Source organism: Acidovorax sp. Q11 (assembly GCF_054950075.1).
In genome coordinates, this window is sequence record NZ_JBUDZG010000009.1 from 40,786 (window position 1) to 57,499 (window position 16,714).

The 16,714-nt window shown below is 63.8% G+C and carries 19 protein-coding genes; 14 read left to right on the forward strand and 5 right to left on the reverse strand.

The features are described 5' to 3' along the window. Positions 1–4: 4 nt before the first annotated feature. From ACYZGB_RS09895 to ACYZGB_RS09915, 5 genes are all read left to right on the forward strand, one after another. Positions 5–787, forward strand: a complete 783-nt coding sequence (locus ACYZGB_RS09895; protein ID WP_063461308.1) for an ABC transporter ATP-binding protein — start codon at positions 5–7, stop codon at positions 785–787. A gap of 2 nt (positions 788–789) precedes the next feature. Further along, positions 790–1,518: an ABC transporter ATP-binding protein gene (locus ACYZGB_RS09900; RefSeq protein WP_094285393.1), complete on the forward strand. Its 729-nt coding sequence runs from the start codon at positions 790–792 to the stop codon at positions 1,516–1,518. A 232-nt stretch (positions 1,519–1,750) separates the two neighbouring features. Continuing rightward, on the forward strand, positions 1,751–2,113 hold the full coding sequence (locus ACYZGB_RS09905) for a DMT family protein (RefSeq protein ID WP_063461306.1): 363 nt from the start codon (positions 1,751–1,753) through the stop codon (positions 2,111–2,113). 162 nt (positions 2,114–2,275) lie between these two features. Then, positions 2,276–2,923 (forward strand): DUF47 domain-containing protein, encoded by a 648-nt coding sequence (locus tag ACYZGB_RS09910; protein WP_055403060.1) that lies wholly within the window; start codon positions 2,276–2,278, stop codon positions 2,921–2,923. 19 nt (positions 2,924–2,942) lie between these two features. Then, entirely contained in the window at positions 2,943–3,953 is a 1,011-nt protein-coding gene (locus ACYZGB_RS09915) for an anion permease (RefSeq protein ID WP_462388057.1), read from the forward strand. 102 nt (positions 3,954–4,055) lie between these two features. On the opposite strand, the gene ACYZGB_RS09920 is transcribed toward ACYZGB_RS09915, so the two are convergent. Then, entirely contained in the window at positions 4,056–4,502 is a 447-nt protein-coding gene (locus ACYZGB_RS09920) for a TM2 domain-containing protein (RefSeq protein WP_462388058.1), read from the reverse strand. A 13-nt stretch (positions 4,503–4,515) separates the two neighbouring features. Then, complete coding sequence (locus ACYZGB_RS09925) at positions 4,516–5,037, reverse strand: N-acetyltransferase family protein (RefSeq protein WP_462388059.1); 522 nt, start codon at positions 5,035–5,037, stop codon at positions 4,516–4,518. A 146-nt stretch (positions 5,038–5,183) separates the two neighbouring features. On the opposite strand from ACYZGB_RS09925, the gene rpsP reads away from it, so the two are divergent. The 6 genes from rpsP to ACYZGB_RS09955 all read left to right on the forward strand — a co-directional run bounded on the left by rpsP (position 5,184) and on the right by ACYZGB_RS09955 (position 9,264). Continuing rightward, the gene (gene rpsP, locus ACYZGB_RS09930; protein ID WP_063461301.1) at positions 5,184–5,435 is read left to right on the forward strand and encodes a 30S ribosomal protein S16; all 252 of its coding nucleotides are present in this window, start codon (positions 5,184–5,186) and stop codon (positions 5,433–5,435) included. 77 nt (positions 5,436–5,512) lie between these two features. Next, complete coding sequence (gene rimM, locus ACYZGB_RS09935) at positions 5,513–6,085, forward strand: ribosome maturation factor RimM (protein WP_063461300.1); 573 nt, start codon at positions 5,513–5,515, stop codon at positions 6,083–6,085. 29 nt (positions 6,086–6,114) lie between these two features. Next, positions 6,115–6,873, forward strand: a complete 759-nt coding sequence (gene trmD, locus ACYZGB_RS09940; protein WP_462388060.1) for a tRNA (guanosine(37)-N1)-methyltransferase TrmD — start codon at positions 6,115–6,117, stop codon at positions 6,871–6,873. 128 nt (positions 6,874–7,001) lie between these two features. Next, a complete protein-coding gene (gene rplS / locus ACYZGB_RS09945) occupies positions 7,002–7,388 on the forward strand; it encodes a 50S ribosomal protein L19 (protein WP_099729610.1) in 387 nt (128 codons plus the stop codon). Between the two features lie 111 nt (positions 7,389–7,499). Beyond that, positions 7,500–8,222, forward strand: a complete 723-nt coding sequence (locus ACYZGB_RS09950) for a CoA pyrophosphatase (RefSeq protein ID WP_462388061.1) — start codon at positions 7,500–7,502, stop codon at positions 8,220–8,222. Positions 8,223–8,277: 55 nt separating this feature from the next. Further along, on the forward strand, positions 8,278–9,264 hold the full coding sequence (locus ACYZGB_RS09955) for a CobD/CbiB family protein (RefSeq protein ID WP_462388062.1): 987 nt from the start codon (positions 8,278–8,280) through the stop codon (positions 9,262–9,264). Between the two features lie 298 nt (positions 9,265–9,562). Here the strand turns inward: ACYZGB_RS09955 and rsgA are convergent, their stop codons facing one another. Genes rsgA through ACYZGB_RS09970 form a run of 3 tightly spaced genes read right to left on the reverse strand, consistent with a single transcriptional unit; the run spans position 9,563 to position 12,168 of the window. Next, entirely contained in the window at positions 9,563–10,507 is a 945-nt protein-coding gene (gene rsgA / locus ACYZGB_RS09960; protein ID WP_462388063.1) for a ribosome small subunit-dependent GTPase A, read from the reverse strand. Between the two features lie 12 nt (positions 10,508–10,519). Then, the gene (locus tag ACYZGB_RS09965; RefSeq protein ID WP_462388064.1) at positions 10,520–10,861 is read right to left on the reverse strand and encodes a 4a-hydroxytetrahydrobiopterin dehydratase; all 342 of its coding nucleotides are present in this window, start codon (positions 10,859–10,861) and stop codon (positions 10,520–10,522) included. Beyond that, on the reverse strand, positions 10,858–12,168 hold the full coding sequence (locus ACYZGB_RS09970) for a M48 family metallopeptidase (protein WP_462388065.1): 1,311 nt from the start codon (positions 12,166–12,168) through the stop codon (positions 10,858–10,860). The genes ACYZGB_RS09965 and ACYZGB_RS09970 overlap by 4 nt, the downstream gene beginning before the upstream one ends. Positions 12,169–12,205: 37 nt before the next feature. Between ACYZGB_RS09970 and orn the strand changes: the two genes are divergently transcribed. The 3 genes from orn to ACYZGB_RS09985 all read left to right on the forward strand — a co-directional run bounded on the left by orn (position 12,206) and on the right by ACYZGB_RS09985 (position 16,686). Then, a complete protein-coding gene (gene orn / locus ACYZGB_RS09975; protein WP_462388066.1) occupies positions 12,206–12,799 on the forward strand; it encodes an oligoribonuclease in 594 nt (197 codons plus the stop codon). 396 nt (positions 12,800–13,195) lie between these two features. Next, a complete protein-coding gene (locus ACYZGB_RS09980) occupies positions 13,196–15,067 on the forward strand; it encodes a DEAD/DEAH box helicase (protein ID WP_462388067.1) in 1,872 nt (623 codons plus the stop codon). Between the two features lie 146 nt (positions 15,068–15,213). Beyond that, complete coding sequence (locus tag ACYZGB_RS09985; RefSeq protein WP_462388068.1) at positions 15,214–16,686, forward strand: sensor domain-containing diguanylate cyclase; 1,473 nt, start codon at positions 15,214–15,216, stop codon at positions 16,684–16,686. Positions 16,687–16,714 lie beyond the last annotated feature (28 nt).

The window sequence follows — 16,714 nt, forward strand, 5'->3', positions numbered from 1 at the left end:
AGCAATGACAGAGAAATCCAATGAAGTGGTGCTGAAGGTCGCCGGTATTTCCAAGCGCTTCGGCGGCCTGCAGGCCTTGTCCGACGTGGGAATCACCATCAAGCGTGGCCAGGTCTATGGCCTGATCGGCCCCAACGGCGCAGGCAAGACCACGTTCTTCAACGTGATCACCGGCCTGTACACCCCCGACGCGGGCACCTTCGAGCTGGCGGGCAAGCCCTACGAGCCCACGGCCGTGCACGAAGTGGCCAAGGCCGGTATTGCGCGCACCTTCCAGAACATCCGCCTGTTTGCCGAAATGACGGCGCTGGAAAACGTGATGGTCGGCCGCCACATCCGCACGGGCTCTGGCCTGTTTGGCGCGGTGTTCCGCACCAAGGGCTTCAAGGCCGAAGAAGCAGCCATTGCCAAGCGTGCCCAGGAGCTGCTGGACTACGTGGGCATTGGCAAGTTTGCCGACTACAAGGCGCGCACGCTGAGCTATGGCGACCAGCGCCGCCTGGAGATTGCCCGCGCCCTGGCCACCGACCCGCAACTGATTGCGCTGGACGAGCCCGCCGCCGGCATGAACGCCACCGAAAAGGTGCAGCTGCGCGAGCTGATCGACCGCATCCGCAACGACAACCGCACCATCCTGCTCATCGAACACGATGTGAAGCTGGTGATGGGCCTGTGCGACCGTGTGACCGTGCTTGACTATGGCAAGCAGATTGCCGAAGGCAACCCGGCCGAAGTGCAGAAGAACGAAAAAGTGATTGAGGCCTATCTGGGCACCGGAGGACATTGAGAATGGCCGAAAAATCCAACAAGGTACTGCTGCAGGTCAAGGGCCTGAAGGTGGCCTACGGCGGTATCCAGGCCGTCAAGGGCGTGGACTTCGAAGTGCGCGAGGGTGAACTGGTCTCGCTGATCGGCTCCAACGGCGCTGGCAAGACCACCACCATGAAGGCCATCACCGGCACCCTGGGCATGAACGATGGCGACATCGAGTACCTGGGCAAGAGCATCAAGGGCAAGGGCGCCTGGGATCTGGTCAAGGAAGGTCTGGTGATGGTGCCGGAAGGCCGTGGCGTGTTCGCCCGCATGACCATCACCGAGAACCTGCAGATGGGCGCCTACATCCGCAAGGACAAGGCGGGCATCCTGGCCGACATCGAGAAGATGTTCACCATCTTCCCGCGCCTGCGCGAGCGCAAGGACCAGCTGGCGGGCACCATGTCCGGCGGCGAGCAGCAGATGCTGGCCATGGGTCGCGCGCTGATGAGCCAGCCCAAGGTGCTGCTGCTGGACGAGCCCTCCATGGGCCTGTCGCCCATCATGGTGGACAAGATCTTCGAGGTGGTGCGCGACGTGTACGCTCTGGGCGTGACCATTGTGCTGGTGGAGCAGAACGCGAGCCGCGCGCTGGCGATTGCCGACCGAGGCTATGTGATGGAGTCGGGCCTGATCACCATGACCGGCCCGGGCCAGCAGCTGCTGAACGACCCCAAGGTGCGCGCCGCCTACCTGGGCGAGTAATCCGCACTGCCCACCACCCCATCTGCCGCCTGCCGTCTGCCAAAGGGTGCAGAACCCGGGGGACAACAAGGCACTGCCCCCTCCGGCAGTGCCTTTTTTTCTGCCCCCTGCAAGCGGGGAAGCAGATATTTGCTATCGTATTTGTAGCTTAAAGTGCTTGCCTGTCGCGCGCAGAGTGCCATTTTTGTTCATAATCCGGCCCTTGTTCAGCCCCTCTTGGCCGAGGCCGTCGATGTCCACCCTCCAATCCCTGCCCGTTTCGCTCCAGACCGTGTTGCTGCTCATTGCCAGCAACGTCTTCATGACCTTTGCCTGGTACGGGCACCTCAAGAGCCTGGCGTCTTCGCCCTGGTACACCGCCGCGCTGGTGAGCTGGGGCATTGCACTGTTCGAGTACCTGCTGCAAGTGCCTGCCAACCGCATCGGCTACACGCAGTTCAACGTCGGGCAACTCAAGATCATGCAGGAGGTGATCACGCTGGGGGTGTTTGTGCCGTTTGCGGTGTTCTATATGGGTCAGCCGCTCAAGTGGGACTACCTCTGGGCGGGGCTGTGCCTGGTTGGCGCGGTGTACTTCATCTTCCGCAGCGCCTGAGCCGCGCGCGCGCCAGGGCTTGCCCCGGCGCATGACCGCATGCTGCGCAGGCATCGGCCCGTCGGGGGTGGACGGTTAAACTCCCTGGGTCACGAAAAAGTCATGGTTCTGTCATGGCTTTGCCTTTTTTCAAAATTCGATCCCGTTCCAGGAGCCTCTCCCATGCTGTTTGCCAAGCTGTTGCCACGCGAAGGCAATTTTTTCGAAATGTTCAACCAGCATGCGGACCGCATCGTCGAGGCGGCCCGGGCCTTCTCGCAGCTGGTGGCCAATTACAGTGATCCGCACTTGCGCGACAAGTACAACCAGGACGTGGACAACGCCGAGCGTGCCGCTGACCGCGTGACCCACGAGGTGAACAAGGCGATCCACAAGACCTTCATCACCCCCATCGACCGTGAGCAGATCCACACGCTGATCAACACCATGGACGACGTGGCCGACCTGATCCAGGACTCGGCCGAGACCATGGCGCTGTACGACGTGCGCCACATGACGGAAGAAATCACCCGCCTCACGGACCTGAGCCTCAAGTGCTGCGAGCGCCTGCGCGATGCCGTCAAGTTGCTCGACAAGATTGCCGACCCGGCCGTGGCCGAGGCCGCGCTCAAGACCTGCGAAGAGATCGACAAGCTCGAATCCGACGCCGACCGCGTGATGCGCAGCGCCATGAGCAAGCTCTTCCGCGAAGAGCCCGATGTGCGCGAGGTTATCAAGCTCAAGGCCATCTACGAGCTGCTGGAAACGATCACCGACAAGTGCGAGGACGTGGCCAACTGCATCGAGGGCATCGTCCTCGAAAACTCCTGAACCCCACAGGCTGACCAGCATGGAAACCATACAGACGGCCCTGTGGGTTGTGGTTCTGCTCGTGGCGTTGGCGCTCCTGTTCGACTTCATGAACGGGTTCCACGACGCCGCCAATTCGATCGCCACGGTGGTTTCCACCGGCGTGCTCAAGCCCGCGCAGGCGGTGCTGTTCGCGGCATTCTTCAACTTCATCGCGATCTTCGTGTTCCACCTGAGCGTGGCGGCCACCGTGGGCAAGGGCATCGTGCAGCCCGGCATCGTGGACACCCATGTGGTGTTCGGCGCCCTGGTGGGCGCGATCACCTGGAACGTGATCACCTGGTACTACGGCATCCCCAGCAGCTCGTCGCATGCGCTGATCGGCGGCATCGTGGGCGCGGTGATCGCCAAGGCCGGGGCGGGCGCGCTGGTGTCCACCGGCATCCTCAAGACCGTGGCCTTCATCTTCGTCTCGCCACTGCTCGGCTTCATGCTGGGCTCCATCATGATGGTGGCGGTGGCGCATATCTTCCGGCGCACGCGCCCGAGCAAGGTGGACAAATGGTTCCGCCGCCTGCAGCTGGTGTCCGCAGGGGCCTACAGCCTGGGCCACGGTGGCAATGACGCGCAAAAGACCATCGGCATCATCTGGCTGCTGCTGATCGCAACGGGGTACACCTCGGCAACCGATGCCTCACCCCCCACCTGGACCATCGTGAGCTGCTACGTGGCCATTGGCCTTGGCACCATGTTCGGCGGCTGGCGCATCGTCAAGACCATGGGCCAGAAGATCACCAAGCTCAAGCCCGTGGGCGGTTTCTGCGCCGAAACGGGCGGGGCGCTCACGCTGTTCCTCGCGACCACGCTGGGCATTCCGGTGTCCACCACCCACACCATCACCGGCGCCATCGTCGGTGTGGGCTCCACGCAGCGCGCCAGCGCCGTGCGCTGGGGCGTTGCAGGCAACATCGTCTGGGCGTGGATTCTGACCATTCCGGCCAGCGCATTTGTGGCCGCCGTGGCGTACTGGATCAGCCTGCAGATTTTCTGAAGGCCCGCCGCCATCCGCTGCCAGTCAGCGGATGGTGGGTTGCCAAATCGCTATATTTTTTATAGCTAATTGCGCTTATCTATCAGGCGCAAGGCCCCGATTTCATTGGGAAATCTTGCGGGCTTCCTCGATCTGGTGCTCGAAGTAGCGCTGAAAGCTGAACGCGATGCTGGCCATCAGCACCGCCGTGCCAATCATCAGCGACGCCACGATGGCGGCAATGGTGATCCAGCCCGTGCGGCCGGGTGCAGCGTCGGGCGCAGCGTGGGGGTTGTAGCGGGCGTTCCAGACTTCGGGTGTCTTTAGGGCAAACAGGATGGCCTGCAGCGCACAGCCCGCGATGGTGAAGCCCAGCAGCGGGATCAGCATCCAGCTGGTGTGGTCGTCCTGGCCAAACTGCTGCACACGCTGGATGCCGTAGACCCCCAGTGCCGTGGGCAGGGGCAGCAGCCAGCCGATCAGGTCCCACATGCCGTGCAGGTAAAAGCGGTGCAGGCCCAGCGGCCCACCCAGAAAAGCGAGCCAGGCCGCCAGGGTCTTGTTCTTCATGCGGGGCATCGTGTCATTCGGGGGAGGTGGTGTCGCCCGCGCCCAGGGTTTTTTCCATCAGCACGATGTCGCGCCAGGCGCCGAACTTCCAGCCTACCGAGCGCATCACGCCTACGTCGGTGAACCCCAATGCCCGGTGCACCCCGATGGAGCTCGCGTTGGCCGAATCGCCAATCACCGCCAGCAGCTTGCGCACGCCCACGGCTTCGGCCTGCACGGCCAGCTCGGCCAGCAGCTTGCGGCCCAGGCCCATGCCACGGGCGCTGTCGGCCACGTAGATCGAGTCTTCGGCCGAAAAACGGTAGGCCGGGCGCGGCTTGAACCAGTTGGCGTAGGCAAACCCCAGCACCTGCCCGTCCTGCTCGGCCACCAGCCAGGGCAGGCCACGCACCAGCACGTCGGCGCGGCGGCCCGCCATGTCGGTTTCAGACGGTGGATCGATCTCGAAAGTGCCCGTACCGTGGAGCACGTGGTGTTGGTAAATGGCGGTAATAGCAGGGATATCGCTGTCGGTGCTGGGACGGATGGTGGGCATTTTGGAGGAAATGGATATAATCGCGGGCTTTGCAGCGTGTCGCTGGCCGGGTGGCCATGTCGCGTGTCTCAAGCGTTGCGAATATGGTTGCGAACACTGTGGCTTTCGGCAAATGTTGCCGGAGTTCACCACCCGAAGGATAAATCATGGTCGTCATTCGACTCTCCCGCGGCGGCTCCAAGGGCCGTCCTTTCTTCAACATCGTCGTTGCTGACAAGCGCGTGCGCCGTGACGGCCGCTTCATCGAGCGCATCGGCTTCTACAACCCCACCGCCAAGGAAACCGAAGAAGGCCTGCGCATCGTGCAAGACCGTCTGGCTTACTGGGTGGGCGTTGGCGCCCAGTCCTCCCCCACGGTGGACCGCCTGATCAAGCAAGCCGCCAAGAAGGCTGCTTAAAGCTCCCTGAAAAGGGCGGGTTCCGTCGGCTTGTCTGGCGGAACCCGCCCTTTTCCTATTCTGGAATCACCCCCGCCATGGCCACCACTCCCCTGACCCTCGAACCCGCAGAGCTGCCGCCCGATGCCGTTGAAGTGGGGCGCATTGCCGATGCCTGGGGCGTCAAGGGCTGGTTCAAGGTGCTGTCCCACAGCAGCAGCCCCGAGGCGCTGTTCGCGTCCAAGCGCTGGTACCTGCAGCCATCCGAGCGGGGTGCCAAGGCATTTGCCGGCACGGTGCTGCTGTCCATTCGCCAGGCCAAGGACCATTCCGACACCGTGGTGGCCTGGGCGCAGGGCATTGATGACCGCAATGCCGCTGAGGCCTTGCGCGGCGCGCGCATTTTTGTGCCCCGGTCGAGTTTCCCTTCCACCTCGGAAGACGAGTTCTACTGGGTCGATCTGATCGGCCTGTCGGTTGTCAATCGCGAAGGCGTGGCGCTCGGGCAGGTGCAGGAGCTGATGTCCACGGGCCCCCAGACCGTGCTGGTGCTGGCCTACGAGCAGGACGGCAAGGCGCAAGAGCGCATGATTCCTTTTGTCTCGGCGTTTGTGGACAAGGTGGATTTGCCCGAAAAGCGCATCACGGTCGATTGGCAGCCGGACTACTGACCGAATACCGCTCCCCTGCGCCCTGCACCATGCGCTTTGACATCATCACCCTGTTCCCCGAGCTGTTTGCGCCCTTTCTGGCGAGTGGCGTGACCCGCCGCGCCTATGCCAGTGGCCAGGTCGATGTGCGCCTGTGGAACCCGCGCGACCATGCAGAAGGCAACTACCGCCGGGTGGATGACCGTCCGTTTGGCGGTGGCCCCGGCATGGTGATGATGGCCGAGCCGCTGCAGCGGTGCCTTGCGGCCATCCGTGTGGAGCGGGCCGAGCCGGAAGAGGGCCGGGCGCCGCTGGTGCTTTTTTCACCCATCGGGGTGTCGCTCAACCATGCTGCCGTGGAGCGCTGGTCTGCCAGTGCGGGCGCCGTGCTGCTGTGTGGCCGCTACGAAGGCATTGACCAGCGATTCATCGACGCGCATGTGGATGTGCAGATGAGCCTGGGGGACTTTGTGCTCTCGGGCGGCGAAATCGCCGCCATGGCCTTGCTGGATGCGGTCGCCCGCTTGCAGCCCGGTGTGCTCAACGACGAAGGCAGCCACCGGCTCGACAGCTTCAACCCGGCGCTCGACGGTCTGCTCGACTGCCCGCACTACACGCGGCCGGAGGAGTGGGCGGGGCAGCAAGTGCCTGCGGCGCTGATGTCCGGGCACCATGCGCAGATCGAGCGCTGGCGGCGCGACCAGCGGCTGGCCATCACGGCCCGCCACCGCCCTGATCTCATCGACGCGGCGCGCCAGGCGGGGCGTTTGGCCCCGGCGGATGAAGCGGTATTGGCCAAGCTTGGCTGAATTGTTATAATCAAAGGCTTTTCGATCCTCTGGCCGGCCGTTTTGACAGGGATTCCTCCCGCAAAACACTGAACCGTCAATCCCGACGCAGCCATTTTTGGCGCGGACAAGATCGTTGGACATCAAACATGAACCTGATCCAGACCCTGGAAGCGGAAGAAATCGCCCGCTTGAACAAGACCATCCCCGAATTCGCCCCTGGTGACACCGTCATCGTGAGCGTGAACGTGGTCGAAGGTACCCGCAAGCGCGTGCAGGCCTACGAAGGCGTGGTGATTGCCAAGCGCAATCGCGGCCTGAACAGCGGCTTCACCGTGCGCAAGATCTCCAGCGGCGAAGGCGTGGAACGTACGTTCCAGACCTACAGCCCGCTGATCGCTGGCATCGAAGTCAAGCGCCGCGGTGACGTGCGCCGTGCCAAGCTGTACTACCTGCGTGACCGCAGCGGCAAGTCGGCACGTATCAAGGAAAAGCTGCCACAACGCGTCAAGGTTGCTGCTGCCACCGCCGCTTAATCCAAGCAAGGCGAGGGCCTGCCCTGACAAGCCGCTACAGCATCAGCCTGTAGCGGCTTTTTGTTTTTTGGCCTGTTGAATCCAAACCTGAACCCGAACCGAAATTTTTGAGTGAACGCATCTTCTCCCGCCCCCGCCGTTTCGTCCGTGGTTGCGCCGCTGTCCAGCCTGCCTGATTTCGACCCCCGCCTGGTGCCGGTGGTGGGCGTGGATGCGCATCTGCCCGCCGTGCCTGCGGCGGCGCAGACGCCCGAGGCCCTGCGCGCGCGGTTTGCGCACCCGCCCCGCTGGGAGCCCGAGGTGCTGCTGGAGAAGAAGTTCATGAACCGCGAGCCAGCCCACGCGTCGGTGCTGTTGGCGATCATGCTGCGCGAGCAGCCCACGGTGCTGCTCACCGAGCGCACGGCTCACTTGTCCACGCACTCGGGGCAGGTGGCGTTCCCGGGCGGGCGGGCAGACCCTGGCGACGCCACGCCCGCCGCCACGGCTTTGCGTGAGGCCCAGGAAGAGGTGGGGCTGGCACCCGAATTCGTCGAGGTGCTGGGCACTCTGCCAACCTATGTCACCGGCTCGTCCTTCATCATCACGCCGGTGGTGGCGCTGGTGCGGCCGGGTTGTGTGCTGCAGCCCAATCCCTATGAGGTGGCGGACCTGTTCGAGGTGCCGCTGGCGTTCCTGCTGGACCCCGCCAACCACCGGCGCCATGTGTTCGACCTGGACGGTGTGCACCGTGAGTGGTTCTCCATGCCCTACCAGGACAACCGCAAGAACCATTTCATCTGGGGCGCGACGGCGGGCATGCTGCGCAATTTCTACCGTTTCATGCAGGCCTGATCCGACTCGCACATAAAGGGTGCAGGGGGGCGAAGCGCCAGTATCATTGCCCCCCATGAGTTTCTTCGCCATCCTGTTCGCTCTGCTGATCGAGCAGGCCCGCCCCCTGGCTCGCAGCAACCCTATCCATGCGGGTTTGCGGGCGTGGGCGTTGTCCGTGAGCCGCAATTTCGATGCGGGCAAACCCCACCATGGCTGGGTGGCCTGGAGCCTCGCGGTGCTGCTCCCGGCCGTGATCACCCTGGCCATCCACTGGGCGCTGCTGTGGGGCCTGGGGTGGCCGTTTGCGGTGCTCTGGAGCGTGGCGGTGCTGTATGTCACGCTGGGGTTCCGCCAGTTCAGCCACCATTTCACGGGCATCCGTGATGCGCTCGAAGAGGGTGACGAAGATGCGGCCCGTGAACGTCTGGCCGATTGGCAGCAGGTGGATGTGGGGGCCTTGCCCCGCAGCGAGATCGTGCGCCATGTGATCGAGTATTCGGTGCTGGCCGCCCACCGCCACGTGTTTGGTGTGCTGGCCTGGTTCTCGGTGCTGGCCGCGTTGGGGCTGGGGCCCACGGGGGCGGTTTTGTACCGCCTGGCCGAATTTGTTTCACGTTACTGGCACTACCGGCAGCGCGCGGGCACGCAGCCCGCCAGCGCCTCTCTGCAGAAGGCCTGCGCCCAGGCCTGGACCGTGGTGGACTGGCTGCCAGCGCGGCTCACGGCGCTGAGCTTTGCGGTGGTGGGTAGCTTCGAGGAAGCGATCGAGGGCTGGCGCTTTCATGCACAGCGCTTCCCCAATGACAACGACGGCGTGGTGCTCGCCGCCACAGCGGGCGCGATCAATGTGCGCCTGGGCGGCGAGGCTCTGAAATCGCGCACCGAAACGCAGGCGCCTGAAGGGCTGGAGATCGACGCCGACATGGGCGACAGCGATGCCACCCCTGGCCGTGAGCCCGAGGTGGGCCACCTGCGCAGTGTGGTGGGGCTGGTGTGGCGATCCGTGGTGGTCTGGATGCTGCTGCTGGCGTTGCTCACACTGGCCCGCCTGCTGGGCTAGGGCGTGTCATCAATCAATACCCCCACGCGCTGACCCCGCAATGCGGATGGATGCGCGAAGCGGGGCGCAGCCCATAGTCATCTATGGGCAAGCCACGCGACAAAGCAGACGCCGCATTGCGGGGTCAGCCCGAAGGGAAAGCCAGCCAGGCCACGCATTGCGTCGTTGCCCTTCGCTTGTGTAGCCAAGCTACACGGCACTCAGGACGCCTAGCACTGCACGGCCTGGCTGGCTTTCGCGTGGGGATATTGATTGATGGCACGCCCTAGTGCCGGGCGCCCCTGGTGCAGGCCCCACGTCAGTAACGCGTGTGGCTCAGCTCTTCAAACAAATCGCTATAAATTTTATAGCGAGTCGGGCTTATCCCGTGCGCGGAGGGGCCGTTTTTTACTGCATCCAGCACACCACAGCCGGGCTCGTGCAGGTGGGTGCAGTTGTAGAACTTGCAGTCGGTGGCGTGTTCTGCGATGTCAGGCATGCAGGCGGCGAGCTGCATGGGCGCCACATGGTGCAGGCCGAATTCCTGGAACCCTGGTGAGTCGATGAGCGCGGTGGTGCGCTCCGCATCCATCCAGTACCAGTGCGTGCTGGTGGTCGTGTGTTTGCCGGAGTTGAGCGCCTGCGAGATTTCGCCCGTCAGTACGGTGGCGCCTGGCACCAGCAGGTTGATCAGTGTGCTTTTGCCCGAGCCTGAGGGGCCCAGCACCAGCGTGGTCTTGCCGCGCAGGTGTTCCATCAGCAGCGCGCGGTCCACATCGCTGGACAGCGCCAGCGACAAGGGCAGCACGCCATAGTGCGTGCCTGCCCCCATGTGGCGGTATGGCAGCAGGCGTTCCCAGGCGCGGGCAAAGGGCTCCACCAGGTCGCTTTTGTTGAGGCCGATCAGGGGTTTGATGCCTTCGGCCTCGGCCGCGATCAGGGCGCGGGCGAGCTGGCTCTCGGAGAACACGGGTTCTGCCGCGATCAGGATCAGCACCTGGTCCAGGTTGGCCGCAAACGACTTGGTGCGGATCTCGTCCTGGCGGTAGAACAGGTTGCGCCGCTCTTGCACCTTCTCGATGGTGCCTTCCTCGCCCTGGCCGGGTGGGGGGGCTTGCCACAGCACCCGGTCGCCCACCACGGCCTGGCTTTTTTTGCCCCGGGGGTGGCAGATGCGGCGTTCGCCGTCGGCGGTTTCAACCATGCAGTGGCGCCCATGGCTGGCTACCACGGTGCCTTCCATGAGGGCGCTGCGTTCAGCCATGGTGGGCCTGTGTCACAGCGCGACCAATGCGTCGAACTGGGTGGCGCACTCGAAGTCGGTCGCGGAGATGCCGTTCACATCGTGGGTGTTCAGGCGCACCACGCAGCGGTTGTAGTGCACCGAGAGGTCGGGGTGGTGATCCTGCGCATTGGCGACGAAGGCCAGCGCGTTCACGAACGAGATGGTCTCGTAGTAATTGGCGAAGTGGTAGGTCTTCTCGATGGCGACGTTTGCGCCGTCGCCGCTGAGGCTCCAGCCTTCGAGCTTGGCGAGGTTTGCTACAACTTCAGTAGCGGTCAGCGCACGGCGGGCGAGCGCAGACCAGTCTTTTTTCTTCAGCATGGTGGTGGTCATGGATGGGCAGGGGTGGTGTGCATGCGTGCCAGCCGTTCGGTGGCGGGCGGGTGCGAGTAGTAGAACTTCACGTACACCGGGTCGGGTGTGAGCGTGGAGGCATTGTCTTCATACAGCTTGAGCAGGGCCGAAGCCAGATCGGCGCCGCTGGCCTGGGCCACCGCATAGGCATCGGCCTGGAACTCGTGCCGGCGCGATTGCTGCGAGAACAGCGGTGAGATGAAGAAGGTGAACACGGGCACCACCAGCATGAACAGCAGCAGCGCCAGGGCATCGTTGGGGGCTGCCGCCATGGATGGGTCCAGCGAGATATTGGGGCGCACGCCCAGCCCGGTATAGAACCACACCTGGGTGGAGAGCCAGCCCAGCAGCGCAAAACCGGCCAGGCTGAGGCCAAACATGACCACGATGCGCTGGATGATGTGGCGGTGCTTGAAGTGGCCCAGCTCATGGGCCAGCACGGCCTCGACTTCGCCCGGGGCCAGCTGCTTCAGCAAGGTGTCGTAGAACACCACGCGCTTGGCCGCGCCGAAGCCTGTGAAGTAGGCATTGGCGTGGGCGCTGCGGCGGCTGCCGTCCATCACGAACAGGCCTTTGGCCGAGAAGCCGCAGCGCTGCATCAGGGCTGTGACGCGGGCCTTGAGGGATTCGTCTTCGAGCGGCTGGAACTTGTTGAACAGCGGCGCGATGAAGGTGGGGTAGATCACCATCAGTAGCAGGTTGAAGCCCATCCAGAAGCACCAGGCCCAGAGCCACCACAGCGGGCCGGCCGCGCCCATGAGCCACAGAATCAGTGCGGCAATCGGCAGGCCGATGAGGGCGCCCACCAGCAGGCCCTTCGCCGCGTCGGCCAGCCACAGGCGCCAGGTCATCTTGTTGAAGCCAAAGCGCTCTTCGATCACAAAGGTCTGGTACAGCGACAGGGGCAGGTCGATCAGGCCACCGATGGCGGCAAACGCCACCAGCAGAGCCATCTGTTGTCCCATGCCGGGCCCCATGGCATCGAGCAGGGTGCGGTTCAGTGCGTCCAGGCCTCCGAGCAAGGTCCACCCCAGCAGCACCACGCAGCCCAAGGCCATCTCCAGCAGCCCCAGGCGAGCCTTTGTGATGGTGTAGTCGGCGGCTTTCTGGTGGGCCGCCAGGGGGATGCGTTCGGCAAAAGGTGCGGGCACGGCAGCGCGATGGCGGGCCACGTGGCGCACTTGGCGTGTAGCCAGCCAGAATTTGAGCGCAAGGCCCAGGACCAGCGCCGAAGCAAAGGCCAGCGTGAGCAGCATGGAAGGAGAGAAGGCGTCAGGGGTGGGCATGTGCGGCGAGTTTAGGCCATCGGCGACAATGCGCGCCATGTCAGAAGCCAACAACCCCACCCCTGCGACGCTCGCCAAATCCGACCAGAACCTGGTCTGGCTCGATTGTGAAATGACCGGCCTGGAGCCTGATACGGACCGCCTTCTGGAGATTGCCGTGGTCGTGACGGGCCCGGGCCTGGACCCCCGTGTCGAAGGCCCGGTGTTTGCCATCCACCAATCGGATGAATTGCTGAACAAGATGGATGCCTGGAACAAGGGAACCCACGGCCGCAGCGGCCTGATCGACAAGGTGAAGGCCTCGACGGTGACCGAGGAAGAGGCCGAGCGGCAGATCATCGCGTTTCTGGGTCAATATGTGCCCAAGGGCACAGCCCCCATGTGTGGCAACAGCATCGGGCAGGACCGCCGTTTTCTGGTGCGCTACATGCCCAAGCTGGAGAAGTTCTTCCACTACCGCAATGTGGATGTGAGCACGCTGAAGGAACTGGCCAAGCGCTGGAAGCCCGAGGCCTACACCAGTTTCAAGAAAGCCCAGAAGCACACGGCGCTGGCTGATGTGCACGAGTCCATCGATGAGCTGGCGCACTACCGCCAGCACCTGTTGTCCGTGGAAGTGAAAACCCCCTGAATCGCTTGGCGCCAGGAGCGCCCTCGGTGCGTGCGCGGTATAGGTCGTCCCTGCAGTGGGGCGGCGAGTGGGTGAGGGCGTAGGCCCGGGGCACTCCTTTGGCAGGCTGCGCATTTGAAGGGTATTGCGGGGAAACCCTTAACCGTGTCATAATTGCGGGCTGCGCAGGAAATCCGCCTCGCAGTTTGTGCATCTCCCCTCACACACCGGGCTTGCCAGCCCACTGCCCACATGCAAATGTAAGCCGGCAGTGCAGGACTGGCGAATAACAGCCCACCCGCATCGGCCTGATTTTCCAGAGCCAGCGCAGGTTTCGTTTGATGGTTGATGTTTTTTAACCATTTGACGAAGCCAATCGTGGGCAGCGCCCGCGACCGTCTTCGTGAGAGAAAAATCATGACCGACACCTCTTTGGTGCAGGGCGAATTCGCGCCTGCCGATACCTCCTTTGCTGCCGACGTTTCCGTGCAGTCTTCCCCCCTGGACGCTGTGGTGGCCGCCGCTGCGGAAGGCGATGCAGCCGTGACGGCCGAGCCCAATGGCTTCGTCGAACTGGGCCTCGCACCAGAACTCGTGCAAGCCGTGGCTGACCTGGGCTACACCCAGCCCACCAGCGTGCAGCGCAAGGCCATTCCTCTGGCTATGGGCAGCGATGCCTCCAAGTTCATTGACCTGATGGTCTCCAGCCAGACGGGCAGCGGCAAGACCGCCGCCTTCCTGCTGCCTGTGCTGCACACGCTGATCCAACAGCAGGCCGTGGCCGAAGCCGAAGAGCGCGCCGCGTTCGAACGCGCTGTGGCCGAGGCGGCTGCCCGTGGCGAGCCAGCCCCCAAGCGCGCCAAGCGCAAGGACCCCACCAGCTCGCGCAACTTCAAGGCTGCCACCCCTGGCGCCCTGATCCTGTGCCCCACGCGTGAACTGGCCCAGCAGGTGGCGCACGACGCCATCGATCTGGTCAAGCACTGCCGTGGTCTGCGTGTGGCCAATGTGGTGGGCGGTATGCCCTACCAGCTGCAGATCGCCAAGCTGCAGAACGCCGACCTAGTGGTCGCTACCCCTGGCCGCCTGCTGGACCTGCAGCGCTCGATGCAGATCAAGCTCGACAAGGTGCAGTTCCTGGTGGTGGACGAAGCCGACCGCATGCTGGACCTGGGTTTCTCGGACGACCTGGCCGAGCTGAACCAGCTGACCGCACAGCGCAAGCAGACCATGATGTTCAGCGCCACCTTCGCTCCCCGCATCCAGCAACTGGCCATGCGCGTGATGCACGACGGTGGCTCGTCCGTGCAGAAGGTGACCATCGATTCCCCGCAAGAGAAGCACTCCAACATCAAGCAGGTGCTGTACTGGGCCGACAATGCCCAGCACAAGCGCAAGCTGCTGGACCACTGGCTGCGTGACACCACGATCAACCAGGCCATCGTGTTTGCCAGCACCCAGGTGGAGTGCGACGGCTTGGCCAACGACCTGCAGCAAGACGGCTTCTCGGCCGTGGCCCTGCACGGTGCCTTGAGCCAGGGCCTGCGCAACCGCCGCCTGATGGCGCTGCGCAGTGGCCAGGTGCAGATCCTGGTGGCGACCGATGTGGCAGCCCGTGGCATCGACGTGCCCACGATCACCCACGTGTTCAACTTTGGCCTGCCCATGAAGGCAGAGGACTACACCCACCGCATCGGCCGTACCGGCCGTGCGGGCCGCGATGGACTGGCTGTGACGTTCGCTGAGTTCCGCGATCGTCGCAAGATCTACGACATTGAGTCGTACAGCCGCCAGCAATTCAAGGCTGAAGTGGTTCCTGGCATGGAGCCTTCGCAACGTGCCCCTCAGGCACCGCGTGGCGACTTCGGCGGCCGTGGTGGCCAGGGCCGCTCGTACGACAACCGTGACAACCCATCGCGCGGCCGCTTTAACGGCCCAGCCCGTGGCGGCCCTGACCGTGGTGGCTTCGGCGGCGGTTTTGGTGGTGGCTTTGCGGGCCGTGGTGACAACCGTGGCGCTCCCGCCCGTGGCGATGGTGGCGGCTTCGGCGGCCGTGACGACCGTGGTGCTGACCGTGGTTTTGCGCCTCGCCGCGAAGGCGAAGGGTATGGTCGCAAGCCAGGCTTTGGCGATGCGGGCCGTGGTGGCTTTGCCCCCCGTGGTGATGCAGGCGCACCGCGTGGCGATTTCGCGCCGCGCAAGCCTGCGTTCTCCAAGCCTGCGGGTGGCGGTGGCAAGCCCTTTGTGGCCCACGATGCGCGCAAGCGCCCAGCGCGCCCCGCACGCTGATCGATAGACAAAGGTGGGGCGTTTTGAGCGCTCCGTCCGAAAAAGGGCTGGCACCGCAAGGTGCCAGCCCTTTTTTGTGGCTGCAGTGCGAGCACTCTGCTTTTTACGGGCCGTGTCGTCAATAATTGACCACGGAGGAATTTGTTGTGGTGTCTTCTCTCTCCTCGGGGGCCGATTACGAACACATGTTCGAGTTGGCGCCCGTGTCGCTATGGCTGGAGGATTTCAGCGAACTCAAACGCCTGTTCGATGCTTGGCGCGCGCAAGGGGTGACGGACATACGCTCCCATCTGGCCGAAGACCCGGACCGCCTGCGCCAATGCAGTGCGTCGCTGCGTGTGCTGCAGGTCAATCGGCGCACGCTGGAGTTGTTCTCGGCCGACAGCCTGCAGCATCTGGAAGCCAACCTCGACAAAGTCTTTCGCGACGACCGGCACGACACTGCGGCGCATGAACTGGCGCAGTTGTGGGACGGGCAGATGGAGTTTGCCAACCAGACGGTGAACTACGCGCTCGACGGCCGACGCCTGGACGTGCTGGTCCGTGCGCGCATATTGCCTGGCCATGAGGCCGACTGGAGCCGCGTGCTGGTCTCTCTGGAGGACAACACCCAGCAACTGGAGGCAGCGCGCCGCCTGCGGCGCAGCGAACAGTACGCGCGCGACCTGTTCGAGCATTCGCCGGTCTCGCTCTGGGTGGAGGACTTCAGTGCTGTGAAGAATTTGCTCGATGGCGTGCGTGCCCAGGGCATCGGCGACTTCAAGACCTTCCTCAAGGTGCACCCCGACTTCGTGGCCCGCTGCATGCAGGAGATCCGCGTCATCGATGTGAACCAGCAGACATTGCGCATGTTCGGTGCCGCCAGCAAGGACATGTTGCTCAACAGTATTGGCCGCGTGTTCCGTGGCGAAATGCATGAGTCGTTTGCCGAGCAGCTGCAGGACCTGTGGGAGGGGAAGACTTTCCAGCAGCGCGAGGTGGTGAACTACTCACTGTCGGGCGATGCGGTGAACATCCACATGCAATTCTCGGTGCTCGATAGCCATCGGCATGATTGGGGCCTGGTGCTCCTGTCCCTGGTGGACATCACGGCCCGCAAGAAGGCCGAGGCTTACCTCGAATACCTGGGAAAACACGATGTACTCACCCAGTTGCGCAACCGCGCCTTCTATGCCGAAGAGCTGAACCGGCTCACGCGCAAAGGGCCCTGGCCTCTGTCCGTCATCGCCATTGACCTGAATGGCCTCAAGGTGGTCAATGACGAGCAAGGCCATGCGGCGGGTGATTCGATGCTGCGCCGTGTGGGCGAAGTGCTGGCCAAGGCTGTGGATGCGCCCGCCTGTGCAGCCCGCATCGGCGGCGACGAGTTCACCGTGCTGCTGCCGGGGACCGACGAGCGCGGCGCCCACGCGCTGCAGGAGCGCATCATCTCGATGCTGGAGCTGAACAATCAGTTCTATCCGGGCCAGCACCTGAGCCTGGCCATGGGCATCGCCAGCTGCCATTCTGGCGATGCAGTGGAGGCTGCGATCAATCGGGCCGACCAGGCCATGTACGCCGAGAAAAACCGGTACTACCAGCAGAAGAGCGTGGATCGTCGGCACCCGTCCGGGACCTGATGCGCCCTTCGTTGCCACTGCATGGGCA

What these genes read in the sequence shown, in the direction of transcription:
- trmD (WP_462388060.1), top strand. Translation starts at nt 6,115, where the DNA reads ATGCGCTTTGACATCATCACCCTGTTCCCCGAGCTGTTTGCGCCCTTT.
- rsgA (WP_462388063.1), bottom strand. Translation starts at nt 10,507, where the DNA reads ATGGCTGAACGCAGCGCCCTCATGGAAGGCACCGTGGTAGCCAGCCAT.
- ACYZGB_RS09920 (WP_462388058.1), bottom strand. Translation starts at nt 4,502, where the DNA reads ATGAAGAACAAGACCCTGGCGGCCTGGCTCGCTTTTCTGGGTGGGCCG.
- ACYZGB_RS09910 (WP_055403060.1), top strand. Translation starts at nt 2,276, where the DNA reads ATGCTGTTTGCCAAGCTGTTGCCACGCGAAGGCAATTTTTTCGAAATG.
- ACYZGB_RS09905 (WP_063461306.1), top strand. Translation starts at nt 1,751, where the DNA reads ATGTCCACCCTCCAATCCCTGCCCGTTTCGCTCCAGACCGTGTTGCTG.
- ACYZGB_RS09895 (WP_063461308.1), top strand. Translation starts at nt 5, where the DNA reads ATGACAGAGAAATCCAATGAAGTGGTGCTGAAGGTCGCCGGTATTTCC.
- ACYZGB_RS09915 (WP_462388057.1), top strand. Translation starts at nt 2,943, where the DNA reads ATGGAAACCATACAGACGGCCCTGTGGGTTGTGGTTCTGCTCGTGGCG.
- ACYZGB_RS09980 (WP_462388067.1), top strand. Translation starts at nt 13,196, where the DNA reads ATGACCGACACCTCTTTGGTGCAGGGCGAATTCGCGCCTGCCGATACC.
- ACYZGB_RS09900 (WP_094285393.1), top strand. Translation starts at nt 790, where the DNA reads ATGGCCGAAAAATCCAACAAGGTACTGCTGCAGGTCAAGGGCCTGAAG.
- ACYZGB_RS09970 (WP_462388065.1), bottom strand. Translation starts at nt 12,168, where the DNA reads ATGCCCACCCCTGACGCCTTCTCTCCTTCCATGCTGCTCACGCTGGCC.
- ACYZGB_RS09925 (WP_462388059.1), bottom strand. Translation starts at nt 5,037, where the DNA reads ATGCCCACCATCCGTCCCAGCACCGACAGCGATATCCCTGCTATTACC.
- rimM (WP_063461300.1), top strand. Translation starts at nt 5,513, where the DNA reads ATGGCCACCACTCCCCTGACCCTCGAACCCGCAGAGCTGCCGCCCGAT.
- orn (WP_462388066.1), top strand. Translation starts at nt 12,206, where the DNA reads ATGTCAGAAGCCAACAACCCCACCCCTGCGACGCTCGCCAAATCCGAC.
- rplS (WP_099729610.1), top strand. Translation starts at nt 7,002, where the DNA reads ATGAACCTGATCCAGACCCTGGAAGCGGAAGAAATCGCCCGCTTGAAC.
- ACYZGB_RS09965 (WP_462388064.1), bottom strand. Translation starts at nt 10,861, where the DNA reads ATGACCACCACCATGCTGAAGAAAAAAGACTGGTCTGCGCTCGCCCGC.
- rpsP (WP_063461301.1), top strand. Translation starts at nt 5,184, where the DNA reads ATGGTCGTCATTCGACTCTCCCGCGGCGGCTCCAAGGGCCGTCCTTTC.
- ACYZGB_RS09955 (WP_462388062.1), top strand. Translation starts at nt 8,278, where the DNA reads ATGAGTTTCTTCGCCATCCTGTTCGCTCTGCTGATCGAGCAGGCCCGC.